This is a genomic window from Georgenia sp. Z1491 (assembly GCF_057652395.1).
In genome coordinates this window covers 3,250,682-3,269,572 of sequence record NZ_CM172729.1, presented here as the reverse complement: position 1 = coordinate 3,269,572, position 18,891 = coordinate 3,250,682, and the positions used below count along the sequence as shown (strand labels likewise).

Sequence of the window (18,891 nt, the reverse complement as noted above, 5' to 3'; positions counted from 1 at the left end):
ACGCCTTCCCCCCGGCACCCGTGCGCCGAGTCAGTGGGATAGGTGCGGCGGCAGTCCGCCCGCCCGGCACCCGTGCGCCGAGTCAGTGGGGTAACGCTCGAGTCAGTTCCCCCGGGCGATTGACTCGAGCGCTACCTGATTGCCTCGGCGAAGGGGTGGCTGCAGAACGCCCAAGGGGGCGGCAGAACGGCGAAGGGGCGGTGGCAGAGCGCTGGCGAGGGGTGGCTAAGCAGTTGCGAAGGGGCGGCGAAGGGGTAGCGGAGGCGCAGTGCCGCGGGTGCACGAGAAGCGTCGATCCGCCCCCGCGTACCCTTGAGGGATGGACAGGCCCCGACCGACCGTCGTGCGCACGCTCGCGGACGCGCGCGCGGCACGCGAGGCCCTCGACGGCCGTGTCGCGCTGGTGATGACGATGGGCGCCCTGCACGACGGTCACCTCTCGCTCGTGCGCGAGGCTCGCGCGCGGGCCGAGCACGTCGTCGTCTCGATCTACGTCAACCCCCTCCAGTTCGGCCCGGGTGAGGACCTCGAGGCCTACCCGCGCGACCTCGACGCGGACCTCGACCTGCTCGCCGGCGACAGCGCTGACGCCGGCGCAGACGCCGCGGTGACGTTCGTCCTCGCCCCCGACGACGCCGAGATGTACCCGCGCGAGCCTCTCGTGCGCATCGACCCCGGCCCGGTCGCCGAGGTGCTCGAGGGTGCCACCCGCCCGGGCCACTTCGCCGGCGTCCTCCAGGTCGTCGCCAAGGTGCTCGCCGCCCTGCGCCCGGACGTCGCGGTGTTCGGCCAGAAGGACGCCCAGCAGCTCGCACTGGTCCGCACGCTGGTCGAGGACCTCGGCCTCGGCGTCGAGATCGTCGGCGCCCCGATCCGGCGGGACCCCGACGGCCTGGCGATGTCCTCGCGCAACGCCTACCTGTCGGCGGTCGAGCGCGAGCGGGCGACGAGCCTGTTCGCCGCACTGGAGGCGGCCCGCACCGCGGCCGACGACGGCGTTCCGGCCGACCACGTGCTGGCGGCCGCGCGCGCCTCGATCGCTGACGCGCCCGGCGTCGAGGAGGACTACGTGGTGCTCGTCGACCCGGCGACGTTCCTCGACGTCGCGGCCGACCACCGAGGTGAGGCGCTGCTCGCGCTCGCCGCCCGCGTCGGGCCGACCCGCCTCATCGACAACATGACCGTCACCATCGATCCACGAAAGGTCACCACGTGACCCACGCCCCTGCCTCCCTGCTGCGCCCGATGATGGTCGGCAAGATCCATCGGGCGACCATCACGGGAGCCGACCTGCACTACGTCGGCTCGCTCACCGTCGATGCCGACCTGCTCGACGCCGCGGACCTGCCGCCCGGTCAGCAGGTCGACGTCGTCGACATCACCAACGGTGCTCGCCTCACGACCTACGTCATCCCCGGGGAGCGCGGCAGCGGCGTGCTCACCATCAACGGCGCCGCCGCCCACCACATCGCCACCGGGGACCTCGTCATCGTCATCGCCTACGGGCACATGTCCGACCAGGACGCCCGTAGCTACGAGCCGGCGGTCGTGTTCGTCGACGAGAAGAACCAGATCGTCGAGTGCTCGCACGAGCCGGGCCAGGTCCCGGACACCGACCGGGGCAGCGCCCCGGACATGGAGTCCTCCGGCGAGACGTTCGCCGCCTACCGGGCCGCACGGACGCTGGGCACGCTGCCGAAGGGCTGAACGCTCCTCCGGTTACGCGGCCTCCCCGGCGCCACGTGCTCCGACGGGGCCGAGGAACGGGGTGAGCGGGTCCGGTGCGTCGGCCCACCCGGCGGGAGGGAGATGTTCCTCCTCGGTGACGATCATCCGCTCGAACGCCGCCACCGCGTTGACGGGGTTGCCCCCGCGTCCGACGACGACGATGCGCGTCCCCACGTCGTCCTCGCCGACCGCGCCCACGCCGGCTGCGCCACCAGCTGCCACGCCCGCATGGCCGTTCGCCGGACCGATCCGCAGCGTGCCGCCGACCCCCTGCCAGCCGCAGGGGGAGTCGGGCCGGTTGGCCACGACGAAGCGGCCGCGCGAGACGGTGTGCTCCGGCGCGAGCGCCCGCGCGCTGCGGAGGAGGCGGCCCGGGTGCAGCGGGCGGTCGGTGGCGAGCACGAGGCGCCAGACGCCGGACCTGGTGACGTCCATCGTGGCGGTGGCGAACCGCATGTGCGGGGTGTGCACGTTGACCTGCTTCCCGGTGCGTGCCGCGGGGTCGAGGTCGTGGTGGGTGCCGGCGGTGGCCGGGTCGGACCGGTGCGCGAGTGCCTCGGCGTCCAGCGATCGGGTGAGGGCGGCCTCGAGCCAGGCTCCGCCGAGGTCCGGGACCACGGCCGATCCGGGGCCGCGCAGCGCCTCGACGAGGTCGAGGGTGGCCTGACGCACCGGTTCCTGGCCGCCGTCGGACAGGACGAGCACGTCGGCCGAGACGAGGTGGAGCAGGAGGTCCTCGTCGCCTCCCGCGAGCCCGGCGACGACCGCCTCGTCCCGGGCCACCATGACGACGCCGGCCGGCCGGTAGCCCGCGAGCTCGGCGTGGAGGTGCTGCTCGATGGTGCGTGCGGCGGGCTGCAGGTCGGCGCCGAGGGGGAGCACGACGAGTACCGCGAGGGCGTCGTCGTGCAGCTCGGCGAGTGCGGGGACGAGGTCCTCACGGGCGAGGCAGCCCAGACAGGGGTGGTCGAGGTCCACGGTGACGTCGGAGCGGGTGCCGCCGGCGTCGGCGATCGTTCGGCGCACCCGCAGGTCGCCGTCGGCGTCCTCGGTCATGTCGTGCGTGAGCACCACGAGGCCGGGCAGCTCGAGGAGCGCCTGGAGCACGGCGGCATCGCGCTCACCGGCCTCGGTGGAGGCGAGCAGGACGACGGGGACGGGGAGCAGGTTCTGGTCGGTCACCCTGCGACCCTACCGCTTGACGAGAACGATTCTCAATACGTAGGATCGGGGACATGTCACGCCACTGCCAGCTCACCGGCGCGCGCCCAGGCTTCGGCCGGCGCGTCTCCCACTCCGGACGGCGCACCTCGCGCCGCTTCACGCCCAACGTCCAGCGCAAGCGCTACTACGTGCCCTCGCTCGGCCGCACCGTCCGGCTCACGCTCACCGCCTCGGCGATCAGCACCGTCGATCGGATCGGCATCGAGGCCGCGATCTCCCGGATCGTCGCGCGCGGGGAGCGCATCTGATGGCCGCGAAGGCTGCGGACCTGCGACCTGTCGTCCGGCTCCGCTCCACCGCGGGAACGGGGTACACGTACGTGACCCGGAAGAACCGGCGCAACGACCCGGACCGGCTCGTCCTGCGCAAGTACGACCCGGTGGTCCGCCGGCACGTCGACTTCGCGGAGGTGCGCTGATGGCCAAGCGGTCCAAGATCGCCCGGGACGAGCAGCGGCGCAGGATCGTCGCCCGGTACGCGACGGTGCGGGCGCGGCTCAAGGCCGCCTCGGTCGACCCGTCGAGGAGCCCGGCCGAGCGCGCCGAGGCGATGCGCGGCCTGCACCGCCTGCCGCGCGACGCGAGCCCCACGAGGCTGCGGAACCGGGACGTCTCCGACGGGCGCGCCCGGGCCTACTACCGAAAGTTCGGGCTGTCCCGTATCCAGCTGCGCGAGCGCGCGCTGCGCGGCGAGCTGCCCGGAGTCACGAAGTCCAGCTGGTAGGAGAGCACATGAAGCACGACATCCATCCCGAGTACCGGCCGGTGGTCTTCCGTGACGTCTCGGTCCCCGAGGGCACGGAGGGGCGCGAGTTCCTCACCCGGTCGACGGCCTTCTCCCGGGCCACGGGGACGACCCTGTGGTCGGACGGTCGCACGTACCCGGTCATCGAGGTCCAGATCTCCTCGATCAGCCACCCGTTCTACACGGGGCGGCAGAAGATCGTGGACACGGCCGGCCGCGTCGAGCGGTTCAACCGGCGCTACGGCCGGACGGGGGGAGCGCGATGAAGGTCCGCGCCTCGCTGAGGTCGCTCGCGCGCAAGGACGGGGCGATCGTCGTCCGTCGTCGGGGACGGACATACGTCATCAACAAGAGGAACCCTCGCTGGAAGGGGCGCCAGGGGTAGACGCGGGCACCTCCCTGGTCCGCGACTACCCTGGTCGGGTGACCGACACTCCCGACCTCCCCGACGACGACACCCCCGAGCAGGTGCGGGTACGCGCCGAGAAGCGCGCCCGGCTCCTGGCGGCCGGCACCGACCCCTACCCGGTCACGCTCCCGATCACCACGACGATCGCACGGGTCCGCGCCGCGCACGGCGACCTCGAGGCGGGCACCGAGCTCGACGAGGTCCTCGTCGGTCTCGCGGGCCGCGTCATGTACCTGCGCAACACGGGCAAGCTGTGCTTCGCCACCCTCCAGGCCGGGGACGGCACGCGGATCCAGGTCATGCTCTCGCTGGCCGCCGTGGGGGAGGAGTCCCTCGCGGCGTTCAAGGCCGACGTGGACCTCGGCGACCACCTCTACGTGCACGGCCACGTCGGCGCCTCGCGCCGCGGCGAGCTGAGCGTCTTCGCGCGTCCCGGGCAGGTCGACGGCGAGCCGGCCCCCGCCTGGCGGATCGCCGCCAAGGCCCTGCGTCCCCTGCCGAAGTCCTACGAGGGCGCTGACGGCGAGGAGTCCTCGCTCTCGGAGGAGGGGCGGGTGCGGCAGCGGCACCTCGACCTCGTCATGCGCTCCGGCGCGCGGGACATGGTCCGGCTGCGTTCGGCCGTCACGCGGTCCCTGCGGCGCACGTTCGACGCCCGGGACTTCCTCGAGATCGAGACGCCGATGCTCCAGGTGCTGCACGGCGGTGCGGCGGCCCGGCCCTTCGCCACCCACATGAACGCCTACGACACCGAGCTGTTCCTGCGTATCGCGCCCGAGCTGTACCTCAAGCGCGCGGTCGTCGGCGGCATCGACAAGGTCTTCGAGATCAACCGGAACTTCCGCAACGAGGGCGCGGACTCCACGCACTCCCCGGAGTTCACGATGCTCGAGGCGTACGAGGCCTACGGCTCCTACGACACGATGGCCGAGCTCACCCGCTCACTCGTGCAGACGGCGGCCCAGGAGGCGGTCGGCACGACGCTCGTCACCCTCGCCGACGGCACCGAGTACGACCTCGGTGGCGAGTGGACGAGCCTGGGGCTGTACGAGTCGCTCAGCGAGAACCTGGGCGAGGAGATCACGCCCGACACCGGTGAGGAGCACCTGCGGGCGCTCGCCGAGCGGCTCGACATCCCCGTTGCCCCGCACGCCACGCCCGGCAAGATCGTCGAGGAGATCTGGGAGGAGCGGGTCGGGGACCACCTGTGGGCGCCCACGTTCGTGCGTGACTTCCCGGTCGACACCTCTCCGCTCACCCGGGCCCACCGCACGCAGCACGGCAAGGTCGAGAAGTGGGACCTGTACGTGCGCGGCATGGAGCTGGCGACGGCGTACTCCGAGCTCGTGGACCCCGTCGTCCAGCGCGAGCGGTTCGAGGCACAGGCCCTCGTCGCCGCGGCCGGGGACCCGGAGGCGATGGTCCTCGACGAAGACTTCCTGCAGGCCATGGAGGCCGGCATGCCGCCCGCCGGCGGCATGGGGATGGGCATCGACCGGCTCCTCGCCGCCATGACCGGGGCCGGTATCCGGGAGACGATCACGTTCCCGCTGGTCAAGCGGCTCTAGGTGGCCGAGCGGCTCTAGGGGTCAAGCGGCTCCAGGTGGCCGAGCGGCTCTAGGGGTCAAGCGGCTCCAGGTGGCCGAGCGGCTCTAGGCTGGCCCCATGGAACACGCACGCCTCGGCGCCTCCGGACTGTCCGTCTCCCGCGTCGGGCTGGGGTGCAACAACCTCGGCCGCCGCGGGACCGTCACCGAGCACCAGGAGGGCGCGACCGCGCTGGTGCACGCCGCGCTCGACGCCGGCATCACCTTCTTCGACACCGCCAACTCCTACGGACCCGGCGTCTCGGAGGTCCTCCTCGGCGAGGCGCTCAAGGGCAGGCGGGACGACATCGTCCTCGCGACGAAGTTCGGCATGAAGGCGCCCGACGACGACGGGCCCGACTTCGGCGCGCGCGGCTCGCGGCGCCACATCAAGCAGTCCGTCGAGCACTCGCTGCGCCGCCTGCAGACCGACCGGATCGACCTGTACCAGTACCACACGCCCGACGACGAGACCCCGATCGACGAGACGGTCGCCGCGATGGACGACCTCGTGCGCGAGGGCAAGGTGCTCTACATCGGGCACTCGAACCTGGCCGGCTGGCAGATCGCCGATGCGGCGCACGTCGCCGGTTCCCTCGGCGGGGCGCAGTTCGTGTCCGCGCAGAACCACTACAACCTGCTGGACCGCCGCGCCGAGCTCGAGGTCCTCCCGGCGGCAGAGCACTTCGGCCTGGGCGTGATCCCCTACTTCCCGCTCGCGAACGGGCTGCTCACGGGCAAGTACTCCGACGGCGTCGCGCCCGAGGGGTCCCGCCTCACCCTCACGCGGCAGCACCTGCTCAAGGACGAGGAGACCCTCGCGACGCTGAAGAGGTTCGGTGACTTCGCGCGGGCGCGCGACCTCACCGAGCTGCAGGTGGCGTTCTCGTGGCTGGCCTCGCGCGGCCCCGTCGCCTCGGTCATCGCCGGCGCGACGACGCCGGAGCAGATCCGGCAGAACGCCGAGGCCATCGCCTGGGTGCCGAGCGTGGAGGACGAGGCGGAGCTCGACGAGCTGTTCCCGCCGGTCCCGAAGGTCGCGCTGTTCTGACGGTCCGCCCGGGGCGCCGGTCTCAGACGTCCGCAGGCTCCGGCGGCAGGCCCGCGGCCACCCGCAGGATCGTGCGCTCGGCGTCGTCGACCGTCACGCGCCGCGTGCCCTTGGCGACGAGGTCGCGGTACATGGCCGGCTCGGCGAGCGTGAGCGAGAGCCCGCGGCGCAGGAGGTTGAGCGGCGGCTTGCGGCCCTCGTCCAGGTCGCGGGCGAGGCGGAACACGAACGTCTGCAGCCGTGGGCGCGTGAGGCACAGCGCGTCCGCGAGGATGCCCTCGGCGCGGCAGGCGCCGACGATCTCGGCGGCGAAGATCCCCTCCGCGACGACGGCGCGGGCGGTGCCGAGCTCGATGATCCGTGAGCCGACGCGCGCGTTGGACGGGATGTCGTACACCGGGACCTCGACGGCGCCGGTGGTCACCAGCTCGACGAGCGACGCCACGGCTGCGGACCCGTCCCAGCTCTCGGGCGAGTCCCAGTCGACCATCCCGTGGCGGCGGGGCAGGCCGGGGTGGTCGCCGTCGAGGTAGAAGTCGTCGAGCGCCACGGTGGGCAGACCGAGCCGGCGCGTGAGCCGGGTCTTTCCCGACCCGGACGGCCCCGTGACGAGCACGACCCTCGCGAGCGGCGTGCGCGCCGCGTCGGGGATGTCGAACAGGGGCTCCTGGGCGCCAACGGGGGCGTCGGTGGGCGGTCGCGCGTCGTCGTCCACGCCACCTCCGCATCCTCGGCGGGCCGGTGCCCGCACCGGACCAGGGTAGGTGAGGCGCGGGCGTGGCACGATCGCACCGTGAGCGACTTCGAGGCCGAGATCAGCCAGCTCGAGACGGCGGCGAGCAACGCGCGCGACGCCACGGAGGAGATCGCCGGCGTCGACCTGCCGGCCGCCCTCGACGGCATCGCGACGGCGATGCCCGGCTCGCGCTCGGCGCTGTCCGCTCCGGACCTGGGGACGAGCTGGACCGGCGAGAAGGACGCGCTGACCACCGGCCTGGACGAGTACGCGGGCGGCCTGGAGGCCGCCGCCCGCCTGTACCGCACGACCGACGACGCCGCGGCGGCCGACTTCGGGGGCTGACCCCCGGGCCGCTCAGCCGCCGAAGGTGCGGACCGGCCGGCCCGGGACCTCCACGCGGATGCGGAACACGGCCCCGGCCTCCGGCTCGGGGTCGTCGAGCTTCTCGCGCGAGGTGGTGACGAACAGCTCGCGGCCGTCCTCGCCGCCGAGCGTGCAGGCGGTGACGAGACGGACCGGCAGGTCGACGGTGACGAGCTCGGTGCCGTCGGGGGCGTGCAGACGGACCTTGCCGACGCGGTTGAGCGCGACCCACACGTTGCCCGCCGAGTCGACGGTGAGGCCGTCGGGCCGCTCGTCGGGGGAGACCGTCGCGAACCGTCGACGGTTGCGCAGTCCGGTGCCGCCCACGTCGAAGACGTCCGTCCCGCCGGCGGCGGTGTCGTTGTAGTAGGCGAGCGAGCCGTCGGGGGAGACGTCGAACCCGTTCGACGTCGTCACCCGCTCGACGGCGGTCGTCACGCCGCCGCCGGGGGTGATGCGGTAGAGGCTCGCGACCTCCGGGCTGCGGTCGTAGGCCATGTTGCCGGCGTAGAGGTTCCCGGCGGCGTCGCAGCCGCCCTCGTTCATCCGCAGCCCCTCGTGCCGCCACAGCGTGAGCCACGGCGACGCCTCGTCGTGGGGCAGGTCGGAGATGGCGAGACCACGCTCGGTGCCGACCACGTAGCCGCCGTCCGCGCGCGGGCGGACGAACGCCGCCACCGGCGAGCCGGTCGGCAGGCGGTCGACCTCGCCGTCCGGGCGGACCGTGAGCAGGTCGCCGGCGAGCATGTCGACGAATCTCAGGCCGCCCCAGGTCTCGGACCAGACGGGCCCCTCGCCGTGGTACGCGACCGCGTCGGTGACCTGCTCGGGGCTCGAGTGCACGTGAGTCATACGTCCATTGTCGGCCACGCGGGGAGCCCGCACGCCCGTCGCGGGAGGTCGATGGGGAGATCTCCCCGTCCGGTGCGTGGGGTCGATTCGGTCACGCGCGCCGGACGTGGCAGATTCGGAGGTGCCGGCCCCGCGTGGCCACCGCCGTCGACGAGCTCGCCGAGGAGATGCGCGCATGGACGATCCCGACGCCCAGCCGACCGATAGCGAGATCGTCGAGCTCGCCGGCGCCGTCAAGGATGATCTCGACGCCGCGCTCGGCGGGCTGACCTGGGTGCAGAACCGCCCCTCCCCGAGCACCGCGCGCACGGGGCCCGGCCCGGACGCGGTCGTCGAGCGGCACCACACGTTCGGCGTCGCACGCTCGCTGGACGACGACGAGTGGGACCGGGCGATCGCGATCGTCGCCGCGCACGCACGGCGGGTGGGCTACACGGCGGCGGAGCTCGCGGTCGACCGGGTGGGCGACCACGAGGCGCGCTTCTACGCCGAGGACGGCCGGACCCTCACGTTCGGCACGGCGGCGTCGACCATCCTGCGTGTGAGTGTGCGCCCCGGCGCGGGGGTGCCGTCCCGGCCCCAGGGACCCGCCCGGGGCGGCGGCACGGCGGGCGACGGACCCGCGGCCGGGGGCCCCACGGGCGACGGCCCCGCCGCCGCGGGCCCGACGGGCGACGGCCCCACCGCCGCGGGCCGCACCGGTGACGGCCCCGTGGCGGGCGCCCCTGCCGACCAGGGGGCGCCCGTCGTCGGGCCGGCGGACGGCCAGCTGCCCGAGGCCGCCCCCGACATCGTCGACGAGGTGCCCCGATGGTGACCTGGTCGGAGGTGAGAACCTGGTCGGCGTCGCACCTGTCCACCGAGGTGACCGCGCTCGGCAACGCCCGCGACACGCTCAAGGGCATCGGCGACGAGCTCGACGCCATGGTGACCCCGGCCGGCTGGACCGGGGACGCCGCCACCGCCGCCGGCACCCGCCGCGGCGAGATCGGCACCGCCGCACAGTCCATCGTCTACGAGGTCGCCCTCGTGCGCGCCGCCGTCGACGAGGCCGAGGACTCGGTGCGCACCATCGAGGAGAAGGTCGAGGCCGTCGCCGAGCTCGCGACCTCCCGCGAGGTCACCGTCGGCGACGACGGCTCCGTCACCGACAGCCGCACACCCCCGACCGACCTCGCCACGGCCGAGGAGCTCGACGCCTACACCCGGGAGCGGCAGGAGGCGGTCGACGTCGTCGCGCGGGCCATCACCGAGGTGCTCCTGCTCGCGGACTCCGCGGACACCACGCTGGCGGACGTCCTGGACTCCGCGCACGGCGACCAGCTCGACTCCGGGCACACCGACCTGACCGACGCGTCCGCCGCCGGGCACCGCGACGGACAGATCACCTGGCCCCGGCCTCCGGACGGCGACGAGCAGGCCCAGGCGGACTGGTGGGAGGACCTCACGCCCGCCCAGCGCCAGGAGATCCTCGACGACCACCCCGACCTGGTGGGCAACCGCGACGGCATCCCGGCCTCTGCCAGGGACGAGGCGAACCGCAACCAGCTGGGCGCCGAGCGGGAGGACGCCGAGGAGGCGCTCGCGGCGGCGCGGGCCTCGGGGGACGGCGGCGCGATCGAGGACGCCCAGGCGGCGCTGGACTCGATCACGCAGGTCGAGGAGACGATCGCCCAGGACGACCGGTACCTGATGCTCCTCGACACCGAGTCCGGCGAGCGGGTGCGGGCGGCGGTCGCCCACGGCGACGTCGACACCGCGGACCACGTCTCCGTGTTCACGCCCGGGTTCACCACCACGGTCGACGGCAGCCTGGCGAGCTACGACAGCCGCATGGCCTCCCTCAAGGCCGTCACCGAGGCCGAGCTCGACCGCTACGGGCACCACGACCAGACCGTCGCCACCGTCTCCTGGCTGGGATACGACGCGCCCCAGTGGGACGAGACCCTCACCGGCAACTCCGTGGCGCTGTCCGGTGCCGCGCAGCGTGGCGGCGAGGACCTCGCGGGCTTCTACACGGGCATCAACGCCTCTCGCGTCGACGACCCCCACCTCACGGCGCTGGGCCACTCCTACGGCTCGACCACCCAGGGCTACGCCCTCAAGCAGGAGGGCACCGGGGTCGACGACGCGGTGTTCATGTCCTCCCCGGGCATCTCGACGGGCGATCTCGACGACTTCCATGTCCCGTCCGACGGGCTGTACTACCTCGAGAACGACGAGGACCTCATCGCCGACCTCGGCCGCTTCGGGCCCGACCCGACGGGCATCGACGGGCTCACGCACCTGTCGACCTACGAGGGGCAGACCGGCTACGGCGAGCACCGCGACGGCACGACCGGCCACTCGTCGGTGTTCGACGACGGGTCGATGGCGCAGCACAACACCGGCCTCGTCGTGGCGGGCCTCGAGGAGCACATCGTCTCCGAGCGGGCGCACGAGTTCTGGACCGACCCGGTGGAGTGGCCCTGGTAGCGCAGCCGCACCGGGCCTGGCGAGGAGCGGTCGCGCGACGGGCGCTGGCTCCCGCCGGCTTCGGACGGCGGGCTCCGGCGCTGGTGGCATGATTCTCCGATGACGTCGCGACCGGACCCGCAGGCACGCGGCGCGGTCACCGTCCGTCCCGCGCTCGTGACGGACGTGCGCACGATCGCCCGGTTGGTCCAGCCCTACGCCCGGACCAACACCCTCATCACCAAGGACCTCGTCGCGTACTTCGAGTCCGTGCAGGAGTTCCTCGTCGCGGAGGACCCCGACGGCGGGACGGTCGGCTGCGGCGCGCTGCACGTGATGTGGGACGACATCGGCGAGGTCCGCACCCTCGCCGTCGACGAGGCGTACCTGCGGCGGGGCATCGGCGGGATGCTGCTCGAGGCGCTCCTGGACCGGGCGCGGCGGCTCGGCCTGCGCCGCCTGTTCTGCCTCACCTTCGAGGTCGACTTCTTCGCGCGGCACGGGTTCGAGGTCATCGAGGGCACGCCGGTCGGCGTCGACGTCCAGGCCGAGCTCCTGCGCTCCCACGACGACGGCGTCGCGGAGTTCCTCGACCTCGCGCGCGTCAAGCCGAACACCCTCGGCAACACCCGGATGCTGCTCGAGCTGTAGTACCCCGGGGAGGGACGACGATCCCGCCCATGGTGCCGCTCCCGGTCGACGGAGGGTCTTTCCGCAGGTCAGGGCGGGGGAGAAGTCCCCGTGGCCCGAATCTGCGCCCCGCGGCGGGCGCTTCCTAGCGTGGTTGACGACCGAGCACGACATCGACATTCCAGTTCGGGCCGACGGCTATCGAGCGCGGCCCGGGAGGGAGACGAACATGAACGCGAAGGTCACCCAGCGTCTGGCGCTCGGCTCGAGCGCGCTGCTCATCGCCGGGGGGATCGCCGCCTGCTCGGACGACGCGTCGGAGACCGTGGAGCCGCCCGCCGTCGAGGACACCCAGGAGCCGCAGGCCCCCGAGCAGGACCAGGCACCCGACGAGGGCGCCTCCGACGGCGGCGAGGGCGTCTCCGACGGCGCCCCGCTCGGCGAGGAGGGCGACTCCGAGGGTGGTGGCATGCCCGGTGAGCAGGCTGCTCCCGAGGGCGGCGTGCCCGGTGAGGAGGACGCACCCGAGGGCGGCGTGCCCGGTGAGCAGGACGCGCCCGAGGACGGCCTGCCCGGCGACGGTGGAGCGCCCGACGACGGCGGCGCGCCGCCCCAGGGCGGTGCCCCCGAGGAGGACGGCGCCGTCGAGGGCCAGCCGGCCTCGACCGGCGAGCCCGGCGTCGCGACCTACTCGGACTGGCTCGCCGTGCCCCTGCCCGAGGACTGGAGCGAGTTCGAGGACGGCGTCTGGACCGGCAACGACGGGGCGGCGCTCCACATGGGTGAGTGCAGCCCGCCGGACGAGGGCCCGCCGCTCGCCTACAGCGACTGCGTCGAGTTCGTGCCCAACGTCGGCCAGCCGAGCGCGAGCGACCCGACCACCGAGGTCGACATCCAGCAGCTGCAGCCGGTCGCCGAGGGCCTCAACGCCACCGAGGTGTCGGTGAGCGACGAGCAGACCGAAGTCGTGTACTGGATCGTCGAGAACCAGGAGACCGCGGAGGTCGCCGTCCTCGAGTACAACAGCGAGGGTGTCGACGAGGCGGTCGTGGAGTCGGTCCGCGAGATGACGCTCCAGTGATCCCGGCACGCACCTGACGGGATGCCGCGTCGAGCGTCGGCGCCGGCCGGAGGCAGGTCCTCCGGCCGGCGCCGACGCACGTCGGGGACCGGGGAGTGCAGCCCGGCGAGCGGCCTGGCGCCGGACCGGGGTCGTCCCTAACGTGTGCACCGACAGCTTCAGGACCGCAGCACCGACCCCCGGAAGGATCATGATGAGCTCGAGGACCACCCGCCTGACTACCGCGGTCGCTGCCCTGCTTCTCGCGGGAGGCCTGGCTGCCTGCGCCGACGACGAGCCGATCGAGCAGGAGGCGCCCGTGGCGTCCGGCGAGACCGTCCTCGCGGGCGCCGGCGCCGCCCAGCGGTAGCTCCTCGCACACGGGTAGGGCAGGGCCCCCGACGTCGAACGGCGCCGGGGGCCCTGCCGCGTCACCGGTCGATGGCGGCGACGACGTGCCGCGCGCCAGCTCCTCGGGCCGGGTGCCCTCAGCGCGACAGGAGCCGCGCCAGCAGCCCGACCTGGGCGGCGACGAGCGCGCACCCCACCGTGGGCAACCACAGCCCCGGGTCCCACCAGGCCCACACGCCGACCGCGAGCACGAGTGCGACCAGCAGCGTCGGCCCGGTCGCCCGCAGGACCGCGCGCAGCCGCGCCGCACCCGGGTCGCGGCCCGCCAGGGCACGGCGGTGGCCCAGGGCCGCGAGCGCGAGCGCGGGCAGCGCGGCCGCCTGCCCGAGCAGCATCATCGTCAGCCCGGGCCAGGGGGACAGCGCGTCCCCGGACATCGCGACCAGGCCGATCCCCAGCACGCCGAGCGCACCCACGGCGCCTGCCATGACGAGCAGCGTCGTCCGCACGGCCCGGGCGCCCGTCGGGGGCGCGGGCCGTTCCTCGGGCGAGGGCGCAGGGTCGGTGGTCACCGGGGCAGGGTAGTCGTCGTTCACGGCAGGCTCAGGCCCGTGCCGCGCTCGACGAGCAGCCCGTCCGCGAGGAGCGAGGACACCGCCCGCTCGGCCTGCGCCGGGTCGGCGTGCGAAGTGCCGCCGCCGGCGGCCGCGACGAGCTCGGCCCACGTGTGGCGGGTGCCCGGCTCCCCGGCGCGCAGCGCCGCCATCACCCGGCCCCGGGCCTGCCGGTCGGTGCCCTCCCAGGTCTGGGTGCGGCGTCGGGCCGCGTGGGCGTCCGGCGGGTACCCGGCGCGGCGCCACGCGCAGCGGGCCGCCAACGGGCAGGCGTCGCACCGCGGCGACCGCGCCGTGCAGACGAGCGCGCCGAGCTCCATCACGCCCGCGTTCCAGCCCGCGGAGGCGTGGTCCTCCGCCGGGAGGAGCGCGGCAGCGAGGTCCCGCTCCGCCCGGGTCGGCGCCCCCGGCGGCGGTGCGGCGACGCCGGACACCACGCGGGCGAGCACCCGGCGGACGTTCGTGTCGAGCACCACCGCACGCCGGCGGTGCGCGAACGCCACCACCGCCGCGGCCGTGTACGGCCCCACCCCGGGCAGGGCGAGCAGCTCGTCCTCGCCGTGCGGGACCTCGCCGCCGTGCCGCTCGACGATCGCGGCCGCGCACTCCTTGAGCCGCAGCGCCCGGCGCGGGTAGCCGAGCCTGCCCCAGGACCGCAGCACGTCGGCGCCGGACGCGGCCGCGAGGTCGGCCGGCGTCGGCCAGCGCGCCATCCAGTCCACCCAGGCGGGCGCCACCCGCGCCACCGGCGTCTGCTGGCTCATCGCCTCCGAGACGAGGACACCCCACGCGGTGGTGCCGGGGCGACGCCACGGCAGGTCCCGAGCGTGCCCCGCCCAGAAGCCGGCGACGGCGTCGTGCAGGACGGCGGAGGTCGAGGCGGACGGGTCGGGCACCGGTCCAGTCTCACCCGAGCGCCGCCGTGCGTGGTACCGCACGGCGTGCCATCGAGGAGCCGGGGCCCGTCCTGCCTACGGTGGGCCCGTGCCCACCGACGACGACCGCGGACCCTCCCCGGCGCAGCGCCGCCGCCCCAGCCGGGCGACGATCTGGCGGCGCCGGATCACCGTGCTGCTGGCGCTGCTCGTCGTGCTCGCCCTGATCGTGTGGGGGATCGTCGCCGCGTGGGGCGCGCTGTTCGGCGGCGACGACGACCCCGGGACGGCGCCGGCCGACGCGGCGGAGACGAGCTCGGAGTCCGGCAGCGAGTCCGCCTCCGACGCCGCCCCGGCCGGCGACCCGGTGGCCTGCACCGACGACCAGCTCGACCTCGCCCTGACGGGGAGCGGGCAGTACGCCGGCGCCCCCGTCGAGTTCGCGGTCGACATGAGCAACTCGGGCGAGGGCGACTGCCTCGTCGACGCCGGCCAGTCCGCCCTGGTGCTCGAGGTCAGCTCCGGCAACGATCAGGTGTGGTCCTCCGCGCACTGTCCCACCGAGGAGTCCCGCATGCTGCTGCTCGGACCCGGCACCGCCTCGGAGTCGCTCGTCACCTGGCCCGGCACCCGGTCGAGCGCGGACTGCCCGGAGGACGCTCCCGCCGTCCAGCCGGGGACCTACCGCGCCGTGCTGCTGCGCGACGGCACCGAGGTCGTCGACAGCGCGACCGTCTTCACCCTCGAGGAGGCGCCGCCCGAGGCTCCGACCGACGGTGAGGAGCCCTCCGACGGCGAGGACCCTGCGGAGGGCGAGGCCCCTGCGGACGGCGAGACCCCCGCGGAGGGTGAGGCACCCACCGACGGCGAGACCCCCACCGACGGCTGACCGGCCGTCTCAGACGAGCGACGTCTCGGCGACCCGGCCCAGCCCCTCGCGCACCGCGAACGCCCGGGCCCGCCCCACGCCCTCGACCTCCTGGAGGTCGTCCGTGGTGGCGGCGAGCAGCGCCTGCAGCGAGTCGTAGTGGCTGACGATCGCGTTGGCCACGGGGAGCGGGAGGCGCGGGAGCTTCGCGATGAGACGGTGACCGCGCGGCGAGGCCGGCGTGTCCAGGTCGGCGCCGCCGGGGCCGCCCAGCCGCATGGCCCGGGCGATCACCGACAGGTCGACGAGATCGGTCGAGGACAGCGCGCCGAGCGCGTCCCGGACGCCGGCGGAGGCCCCGGTGGGCACGTAGTCGCGCACGAGCGAGCGCCGTTCCACGGCGAGGCCCACCATGAGGTCGTCGTGCTGGAGCCGCAGCAGGTGCCCCTCGGTGCCGGCCTGGACGGTCGCGGACTCGACGTCGGAGGAGATCCTGCGGATCATCTCCATGCGCTGGACGATCGTCACGACGTCGCGCACCGTGACCACGTCCTCCACCTCGAGGGCCGTGAACGTGCCGAGCAGCTGGTCGAGGCGCGCGCGGTAGCGCTCGAGGGCGGACAGCGCGAGCTCACCCTTGGCCAGGACGTCGGCCGTGTCGAGGACGAGGTGCCGCAGCTCGCCGACGTACAGCGCGACGGTCCGCATCGACTGGCTCACCGAGATCACCGGGTGCCCGGTCTGCCGGGCCGTGCGCTGGGCGGTGCGGTGGCGCATCCCGGACTCGACCGTGTCGACGTGCGTGCCGGGCATGAGCTGGACGTTGGCCCGGCGGATCCGGCCCGCTGAGCGGTCGACCACGACGGCGCCGTCCATCTTCGACAGCTCCCGCAGCCTGGTGGCCGACAGCTCGACGTCGAGGTCGAAGCCGCCCGAGGAGATCGCCTCGACCGACTCGTCGAAGCCCAGGACGATGATGGCGCCCGTCCGGCCGAGCAGGATGCGGTCGATGCCGTCCCGCAGGACGGTGCCCGGGGCGATCTCGTGGAGCATGGTGCGCATCGTCGCGTCGTCGTCGGTGCCCATGACTCCCCGTTCCCGGCGGAGGTGTCCCGCCACCGTCATCGTAGGCGCGCGGCCCCAGGATCGGTCAGCCCAGCGCGCAGGCGCGGGCGGCCTCGGCCAGGTGGTCGACGCGCGCGACACGGATGCCGGGGACGTGCGCGGGAGCCTCTCCGGCGGCGGGCACGACGGCGGTGGTGAAGCCCAGGCGGGCCGCCTCCGCCAGGCGCCGGCCGACGCCGGTCGTGGCGCGCAGCTCGCCGGTCAGCCCGACCTCCCCGACCGCGATGAGGCCCGGGGGGATGGGCCGGTCCCGGGCGGCCGAGAGCAGGGCGAGGCCGAGCGCGAGGTCCGCGGCCGGCTCGCTCGCGCGCGCACCGCCGACCGTGGAGACGTAGACGTCCAGCCCGGTGGCCTGCACCCCCAGCCGCGCGGTGAGGACCGCCAGCGTCATGGCGACCCGCGCGCCGTCCACCCCGCTCACGGTGCGCCGCGGCGGGCCCGCCGCGCCCGTGAGCAGCGCCTGGACCTCGACCGGCATCGGCCGGCGGCCCTCGAGCGTGACGGTGACGCACGTGCCCGGCACCGGCTCCGGGGCGGCGGACAGGAACAGCCCCGACGGGTCCGGCAGGCCGATGATGCCGTCCTCGCGCAGGTCGAAGCAGCCGACCTCGTCCGTCGCGCCGTACCGGTTCTTCACCGCGCGCACGAGCCGCAGCCTGGAGTGGCGCTCGCCCTCGACGTGGCAGACGACGTCCACGAGGTGCTCGAGCACGCGCGGGCCGGCGATCGAGCCGTCCTTGGTCACGTGGCCGACGAGGATCGCGGGCATGGCCCGGGCCTTCGCCGCGCGGATGAGGGCGCCGGCGACGGCGCGGACCTGGGAGACGCCGCCCGCGGTGCCGTCGACGCTCGCGTCCGCGACCGTCTGCACCGAGTCGACGACGAGCAGCGCCGGGTCCATCGCCTCGACGTGCCCGAGCACGGTCGCGAGATCCGTCTCGGCGGTGAGCAGGAGATCCTCGTGCAGCGCCCCGATCCGTTCGGCGCGCAGGCGCACCTGGCTCGCGGACTCCTCACCCGTCACGTAGAGGACGCGGCCGTGGGCTGCTGCTGCCGCGCGGGCCGCGACGTCGAGCAGGAGGGTGGACTTGCCCACCCCGGGCTCGCCCGCGAGGAGCACGACGGCGCCCGGCACGAGCCCGCCGCCGAGCACCCGGTCGAGCTCGCCGACGCCGGTGGGTCGGGCGCGAGCCGTCTCCACGTCGACGTCGAGGATCGATGCCGCGGGCGTGGCCGGGGCGAGCGCCGTGACCGGGGTGCGAGCGGGTGCGGCGCCGGCCTCCTCGACCGTGCCCCAGGCCTGGCACTCGCCGCACCGGCCCACCCACTTGGCGGTGGTCCACCCGCACTCCGTGCAGCGGAACTCGGCGCGGGGTCGCTTGGTGGTCGGTGGCACGGGTCCACGGTAGGCGCCCGCGCCGACACCGGGAGCGCCCGTCCCCACCGGGGAGGAGTCAGAGGTCGATCGGGCTCGTGTCAGAGATCGAGCCCGGCGAACCAGACGAAGCCGAGGGTCAGTGCCGCGGAGAGCACGATCCACAGCGCGACGTGGCCCCAGATGCGGCCAGGGTCCCTGGAGTAGGTCTTGTCGAGGTAGAAGCGGTGGCCGCTCCCTCGCAGCTCCATGCCGGCGGCCGAGTCGAACGCATGCTCGGCGATGCCGGCGCGCTTGATGATCCGGAGCAGCGCGGCGGTGCGGGGGTCGTACGCGTCGTCGTCGAGCGAGACTCGTAGCCGGTGCCTGAGGTGGTCCTCCCGCGCACCATCAGCCTCCTCGTACACGGTGCCGGACCGGTCGCCGAACCTGGGGCTGTGTCGTGCCGCATGGGTGCCGGCGCGGACGAGCTCGTCCAGCGTGGTGGCCACGAGATGGTCGGCGGCGCCTGCGACCTCGGCCAGGTCGCGGTCCTGACCTGCGGGCAGGGCCGCCCGCTGGCCCACCAGCCAGCTCGCGATCGTGTCGTAGCCCGGGGGCGGTGTCGGGCCGTCGAGCACCCGGGCGTAGTGCTCGATCGTCCCTTCCGTCCTTCGCCACGTATACCGGTTCCGTGGCCCTTGCCATCGCGTGACGTGCTTGTACAGCGTCCCGCCCGCGAGCACCTGCTCCGCGGCCGACTCGACCGCGATCCGCCGCAGCGTGTCGTCGTCGACGAGGCAGGCGCCCGTCTCGTCGTCGTGGACGAGGAGGAGGACGTCGGCGAGGAGCTGTGCCGGCATC

General features: G+C 74.3%; 24 protein-coding genes. 16 read left to right on the top strand and 8 right to left on the bottom strand.

What is annotated here, in order from left to right; genetic code table 11:
- The first annotated feature begins 319 nt into the window (after window positions 1-319).
- Both panC and panD read left to right on the top strand, forming a co-directional pair.
- Complete coding sequence (gene panC / locus AC24HA_RS15030) at window positions 320-1,216, top strand: pantoate--beta-alanine ligase (protein WP_425707789.1); 897 nt, start codon at window positions 320-322, stop codon at window positions 1,214-1,216.
- 29 nt (window positions 1,217-1,245) lie between these two features.
- Window positions 1,246-1,707 carry an aspartate 1-decarboxylase gene (gene panD, locus AC24HA_RS15025; RefSeq protein WP_425707920.1) on the top strand — a complete coding sequence of 154 codons (462 nt, stop codon included), beginning with the start codon at window positions 1,246-1,248 and terminating at the stop codon, window positions 1,705-1,707.
- Window positions 1,708-1,719: 12 nt separating this feature from the next.
- Here panD and AC24HA_RS15020 read toward each other — a convergent pair whose 3' ends face one another.
- Window positions 1,720-2,910, bottom strand: a complete 1,191-nt coding sequence (locus AC24HA_RS15020) for a GTP-binding protein (RefSeq protein WP_425707790.1) — start codon at window positions 2,908-2,910, stop codon at window positions 1,720-1,722.
- 53 nt (window positions 2,911-2,963) lie between these two features.
- Between AC24HA_RS15020 and rpmB the strand changes: the two genes are divergently transcribed.
- The 7 genes from rpmB to AC24HA_RS14985 all read left to right on the top strand — a co-directional run bounded on the left by rpmB (window position 2,964) and on the right by AC24HA_RS14985 (window position 6,742).
- Complete coding sequence (gene rpmB / locus AC24HA_RS15015; protein WP_425707791.1) at window positions 2,964-3,200, top strand: 50S ribosomal protein L28; 237 nt, start codon at window positions 2,964-2,966, stop codon at window positions 3,198-3,200.
- The gene (rpmG, locus tag AC24HA_RS15010; RefSeq protein ID WP_425707792.1) at window positions 3,200-3,370 is read left to right on the top strand and encodes a 50S ribosomal protein L33; all 171 of its coding nucleotides are present in this window, start codon (window positions 3,200-3,202) and stop codon (window positions 3,368-3,370) included. Before rpmB ends, rpmG begins: the two co-directional genes overlap by 1 nt.
- Complete coding sequence (gene rpsN / locus AC24HA_RS15005) at window positions 3,370-3,675, top strand: 30S ribosomal protein S14 (RefSeq protein ID WP_425707793.1); 306 nt, start codon at window positions 3,370-3,372, stop codon at window positions 3,673-3,675. The genes rpmG and rpsN overlap by 1 nt, the downstream gene beginning before the upstream one ends.
- Before the next feature lie 8 nt (window positions 3,676-3,683).
- Window positions 3,684-3,962: a type B 50S ribosomal protein L31 gene (locus tag AC24HA_RS15000; protein WP_425707794.1), complete on the top strand. Its 279-nt coding sequence runs from the start codon at window positions 3,684-3,686 to the stop codon at window positions 3,960-3,962.
- Entirely contained in the window at window positions 3,959-4,081 is a 123-nt protein-coding gene (ykgO, locus tag AC24HA_RS14995; RefSeq protein WP_425707795.1) for a type B 50S ribosomal protein L36, read from the top strand. The genes AC24HA_RS15000 and ykgO overlap by 4 nt, the downstream gene beginning before the upstream one ends.
- A gap of 38 nt (window positions 4,082-4,119) precedes the next feature.
- Window positions 4,120-5,673: a lysine--tRNA ligase gene (gene lysS / locus AC24HA_RS14990; RefSeq protein ID WP_425707796.1), complete on the top strand. Its 1,554-nt coding sequence runs from the start codon at window positions 4,120-4,122 to the stop codon at window positions 5,671-5,673.
- Window positions 5,674-5,770: 97 nt separating this feature from the next.
- Window positions 5,771-6,742, top strand: a complete 972-nt coding sequence (locus AC24HA_RS14985; RefSeq protein ID WP_425707797.1) for an aldo/keto reductase — start codon at window positions 5,771-5,773, stop codon at window positions 6,740-6,742.
- 22 nt (window positions 6,743-6,764) lie between these two features.
- Here AC24HA_RS14985 and AC24HA_RS14980 read toward each other — a convergent pair whose 3' ends face one another.
- The gene (locus AC24HA_RS14980) at window positions 6,765-7,457 is read right to left on the bottom strand and encodes a uridine kinase family protein (protein WP_425707798.1); all 693 of its coding nucleotides are present in this window, start codon (window positions 7,455-7,457) and stop codon (window positions 6,765-6,767) included.
- Between the two features lie 78 nt (window positions 7,458-7,535).
- Between AC24HA_RS14980 and AC24HA_RS14975 the strand changes: the two genes are divergently transcribed.
- Window positions 7,536-7,823 carry a hypothetical protein gene (locus AC24HA_RS14975; RefSeq protein WP_425707799.1) on the top strand — a complete coding sequence of 96 codons (288 nt, stop codon included), beginning with the start codon at window positions 7,536-7,538 and terminating at the stop codon, window positions 7,821-7,823.
- 12 nt (window positions 7,824-7,835) lie between these two features.
- On the opposite strand, the gene AC24HA_RS14970 is transcribed toward AC24HA_RS14975, so the two are convergent.
- Window positions 7,836-8,696, bottom strand: coding sequence for an SMP-30/gluconolactonase/LRE family protein (locus AC24HA_RS14970; protein WP_425707800.1), 861 nt, complete (start codon window positions 8,694-8,696; stop codon window positions 7,836-7,838).
- Window positions 8,697-8,871: 175 nt separating this feature from the next.
- Here AC24HA_RS14970 and AC24HA_RS14965 point away from each other — a divergent pair, with 175 nt between their 5' ends.
- The 5 genes from AC24HA_RS14965 (at window position 8,872) to AC24HA_RS14945 (ending at window position 13,210) form a co-directional block, all read left to right on the top strand.
- Complete coding sequence (locus AC24HA_RS14965; protein ID WP_425707801.1) at window positions 8,872-9,513, top strand: LppA family lipoprotein; 642 nt, start codon at window positions 8,872-8,874, stop codon at window positions 9,511-9,513.
- Window positions 9,507-11,171 carry an alpha/beta hydrolase gene (locus AC24HA_RS14960; protein WP_425707802.1) on the top strand — a complete coding sequence of 555 codons (1,665 nt, stop codon included), beginning with the start codon at window positions 9,507-9,509 and terminating at the stop codon, window positions 11,169-11,171. The genes AC24HA_RS14965 and AC24HA_RS14960 overlap by 7 nt, the downstream gene beginning before the upstream one ends.
- Window positions 11,172-11,270: 99 nt before the next feature.
- Complete coding sequence (locus AC24HA_RS14955; protein WP_425707803.1) at window positions 11,271-11,801, top strand: amino-acid N-acetyltransferase; 531 nt, start codon at window positions 11,271-11,273, stop codon at window positions 11,799-11,801.
- Between the two features lie 208 nt (window positions 11,802-12,009).
- Window positions 12,010-12,861, top strand: a complete 852-nt coding sequence (locus AC24HA_RS14950; RefSeq protein WP_425707804.1) for a hypothetical protein — start codon at window positions 12,010-12,012, stop codon at window positions 12,859-12,861.
- Window positions 12,862-13,054: 193 nt separating this feature from the next.
- Entirely contained in the window at window positions 13,055-13,210 is a 156-nt protein-coding gene (locus AC24HA_RS14945) for a hypothetical protein (protein ID WP_425707805.1), read from the top strand.
- Window positions 13,211-13,328: 118 nt separating this feature from the next.
- Here AC24HA_RS14945 and AC24HA_RS14940 read toward each other — a convergent pair whose 3' ends face one another.
- A complete protein-coding gene (locus AC24HA_RS14940; protein WP_425707806.1) occupies window positions 13,329-13,763 on the bottom strand; it encodes a hypothetical protein in 435 nt (144 codons plus the stop codon).
- Between the two features lie 20 nt (window positions 13,764-13,783).
- The gene (locus tag AC24HA_RS14935; protein ID WP_425707807.1) at window positions 13,784-14,701 is read right to left on the bottom strand and encodes an HhH-GPD family protein; all 918 of its coding nucleotides are present in this window, start codon (window positions 14,699-14,701) and stop codon (window positions 13,784-13,786) included.
- A gap of 88 nt (window positions 14,702-14,789) precedes the next feature.
- Between AC24HA_RS14935 and AC24HA_RS14930 the strand changes: the two genes are divergently transcribed.
- A complete protein-coding gene (locus AC24HA_RS14930) occupies window positions 14,790-15,569 on the top strand; it encodes a hypothetical protein (RefSeq protein WP_425707808.1) in 780 nt (259 codons plus the stop codon).
- Window positions 15,570-15,578: 9 nt separating this feature from the next.
- Here AC24HA_RS14930 and disA read toward each other — a convergent pair whose 3' ends face one another.
- The 3 genes from disA to AC24HA_RS14915 all read right to left on the bottom strand — a co-directional run bounded on the left by disA (window position 15,579) and on the right by AC24HA_RS14915 (window position 18,890).
- Entirely contained in the window at window positions 15,579-16,634 is a 1,056-nt protein-coding gene (gene disA / locus AC24HA_RS14925; protein ID WP_425707809.1) for a DNA integrity scanning diadenylate cyclase DisA, read from the bottom strand.
- A gap of 64 nt (window positions 16,635-16,698) precedes the next feature.
- A complete protein-coding gene (gene radA, locus AC24HA_RS14920) occupies window positions 16,699-18,069 on the bottom strand; it encodes a DNA repair protein RadA (RefSeq protein WP_425707810.1) in 1,371 nt (456 codons plus the stop codon).
- Between the two features lie 80 nt (window positions 18,070-18,149).
- Entirely contained in the window at window positions 18,150-18,890 is a 741-nt protein-coding gene (locus tag AC24HA_RS14915) for a GOLPH3/VPS74 family protein (protein ID WP_425707811.1), read from the bottom strand.
- Window position 18,891: the final 1 nt, after the last annotated feature.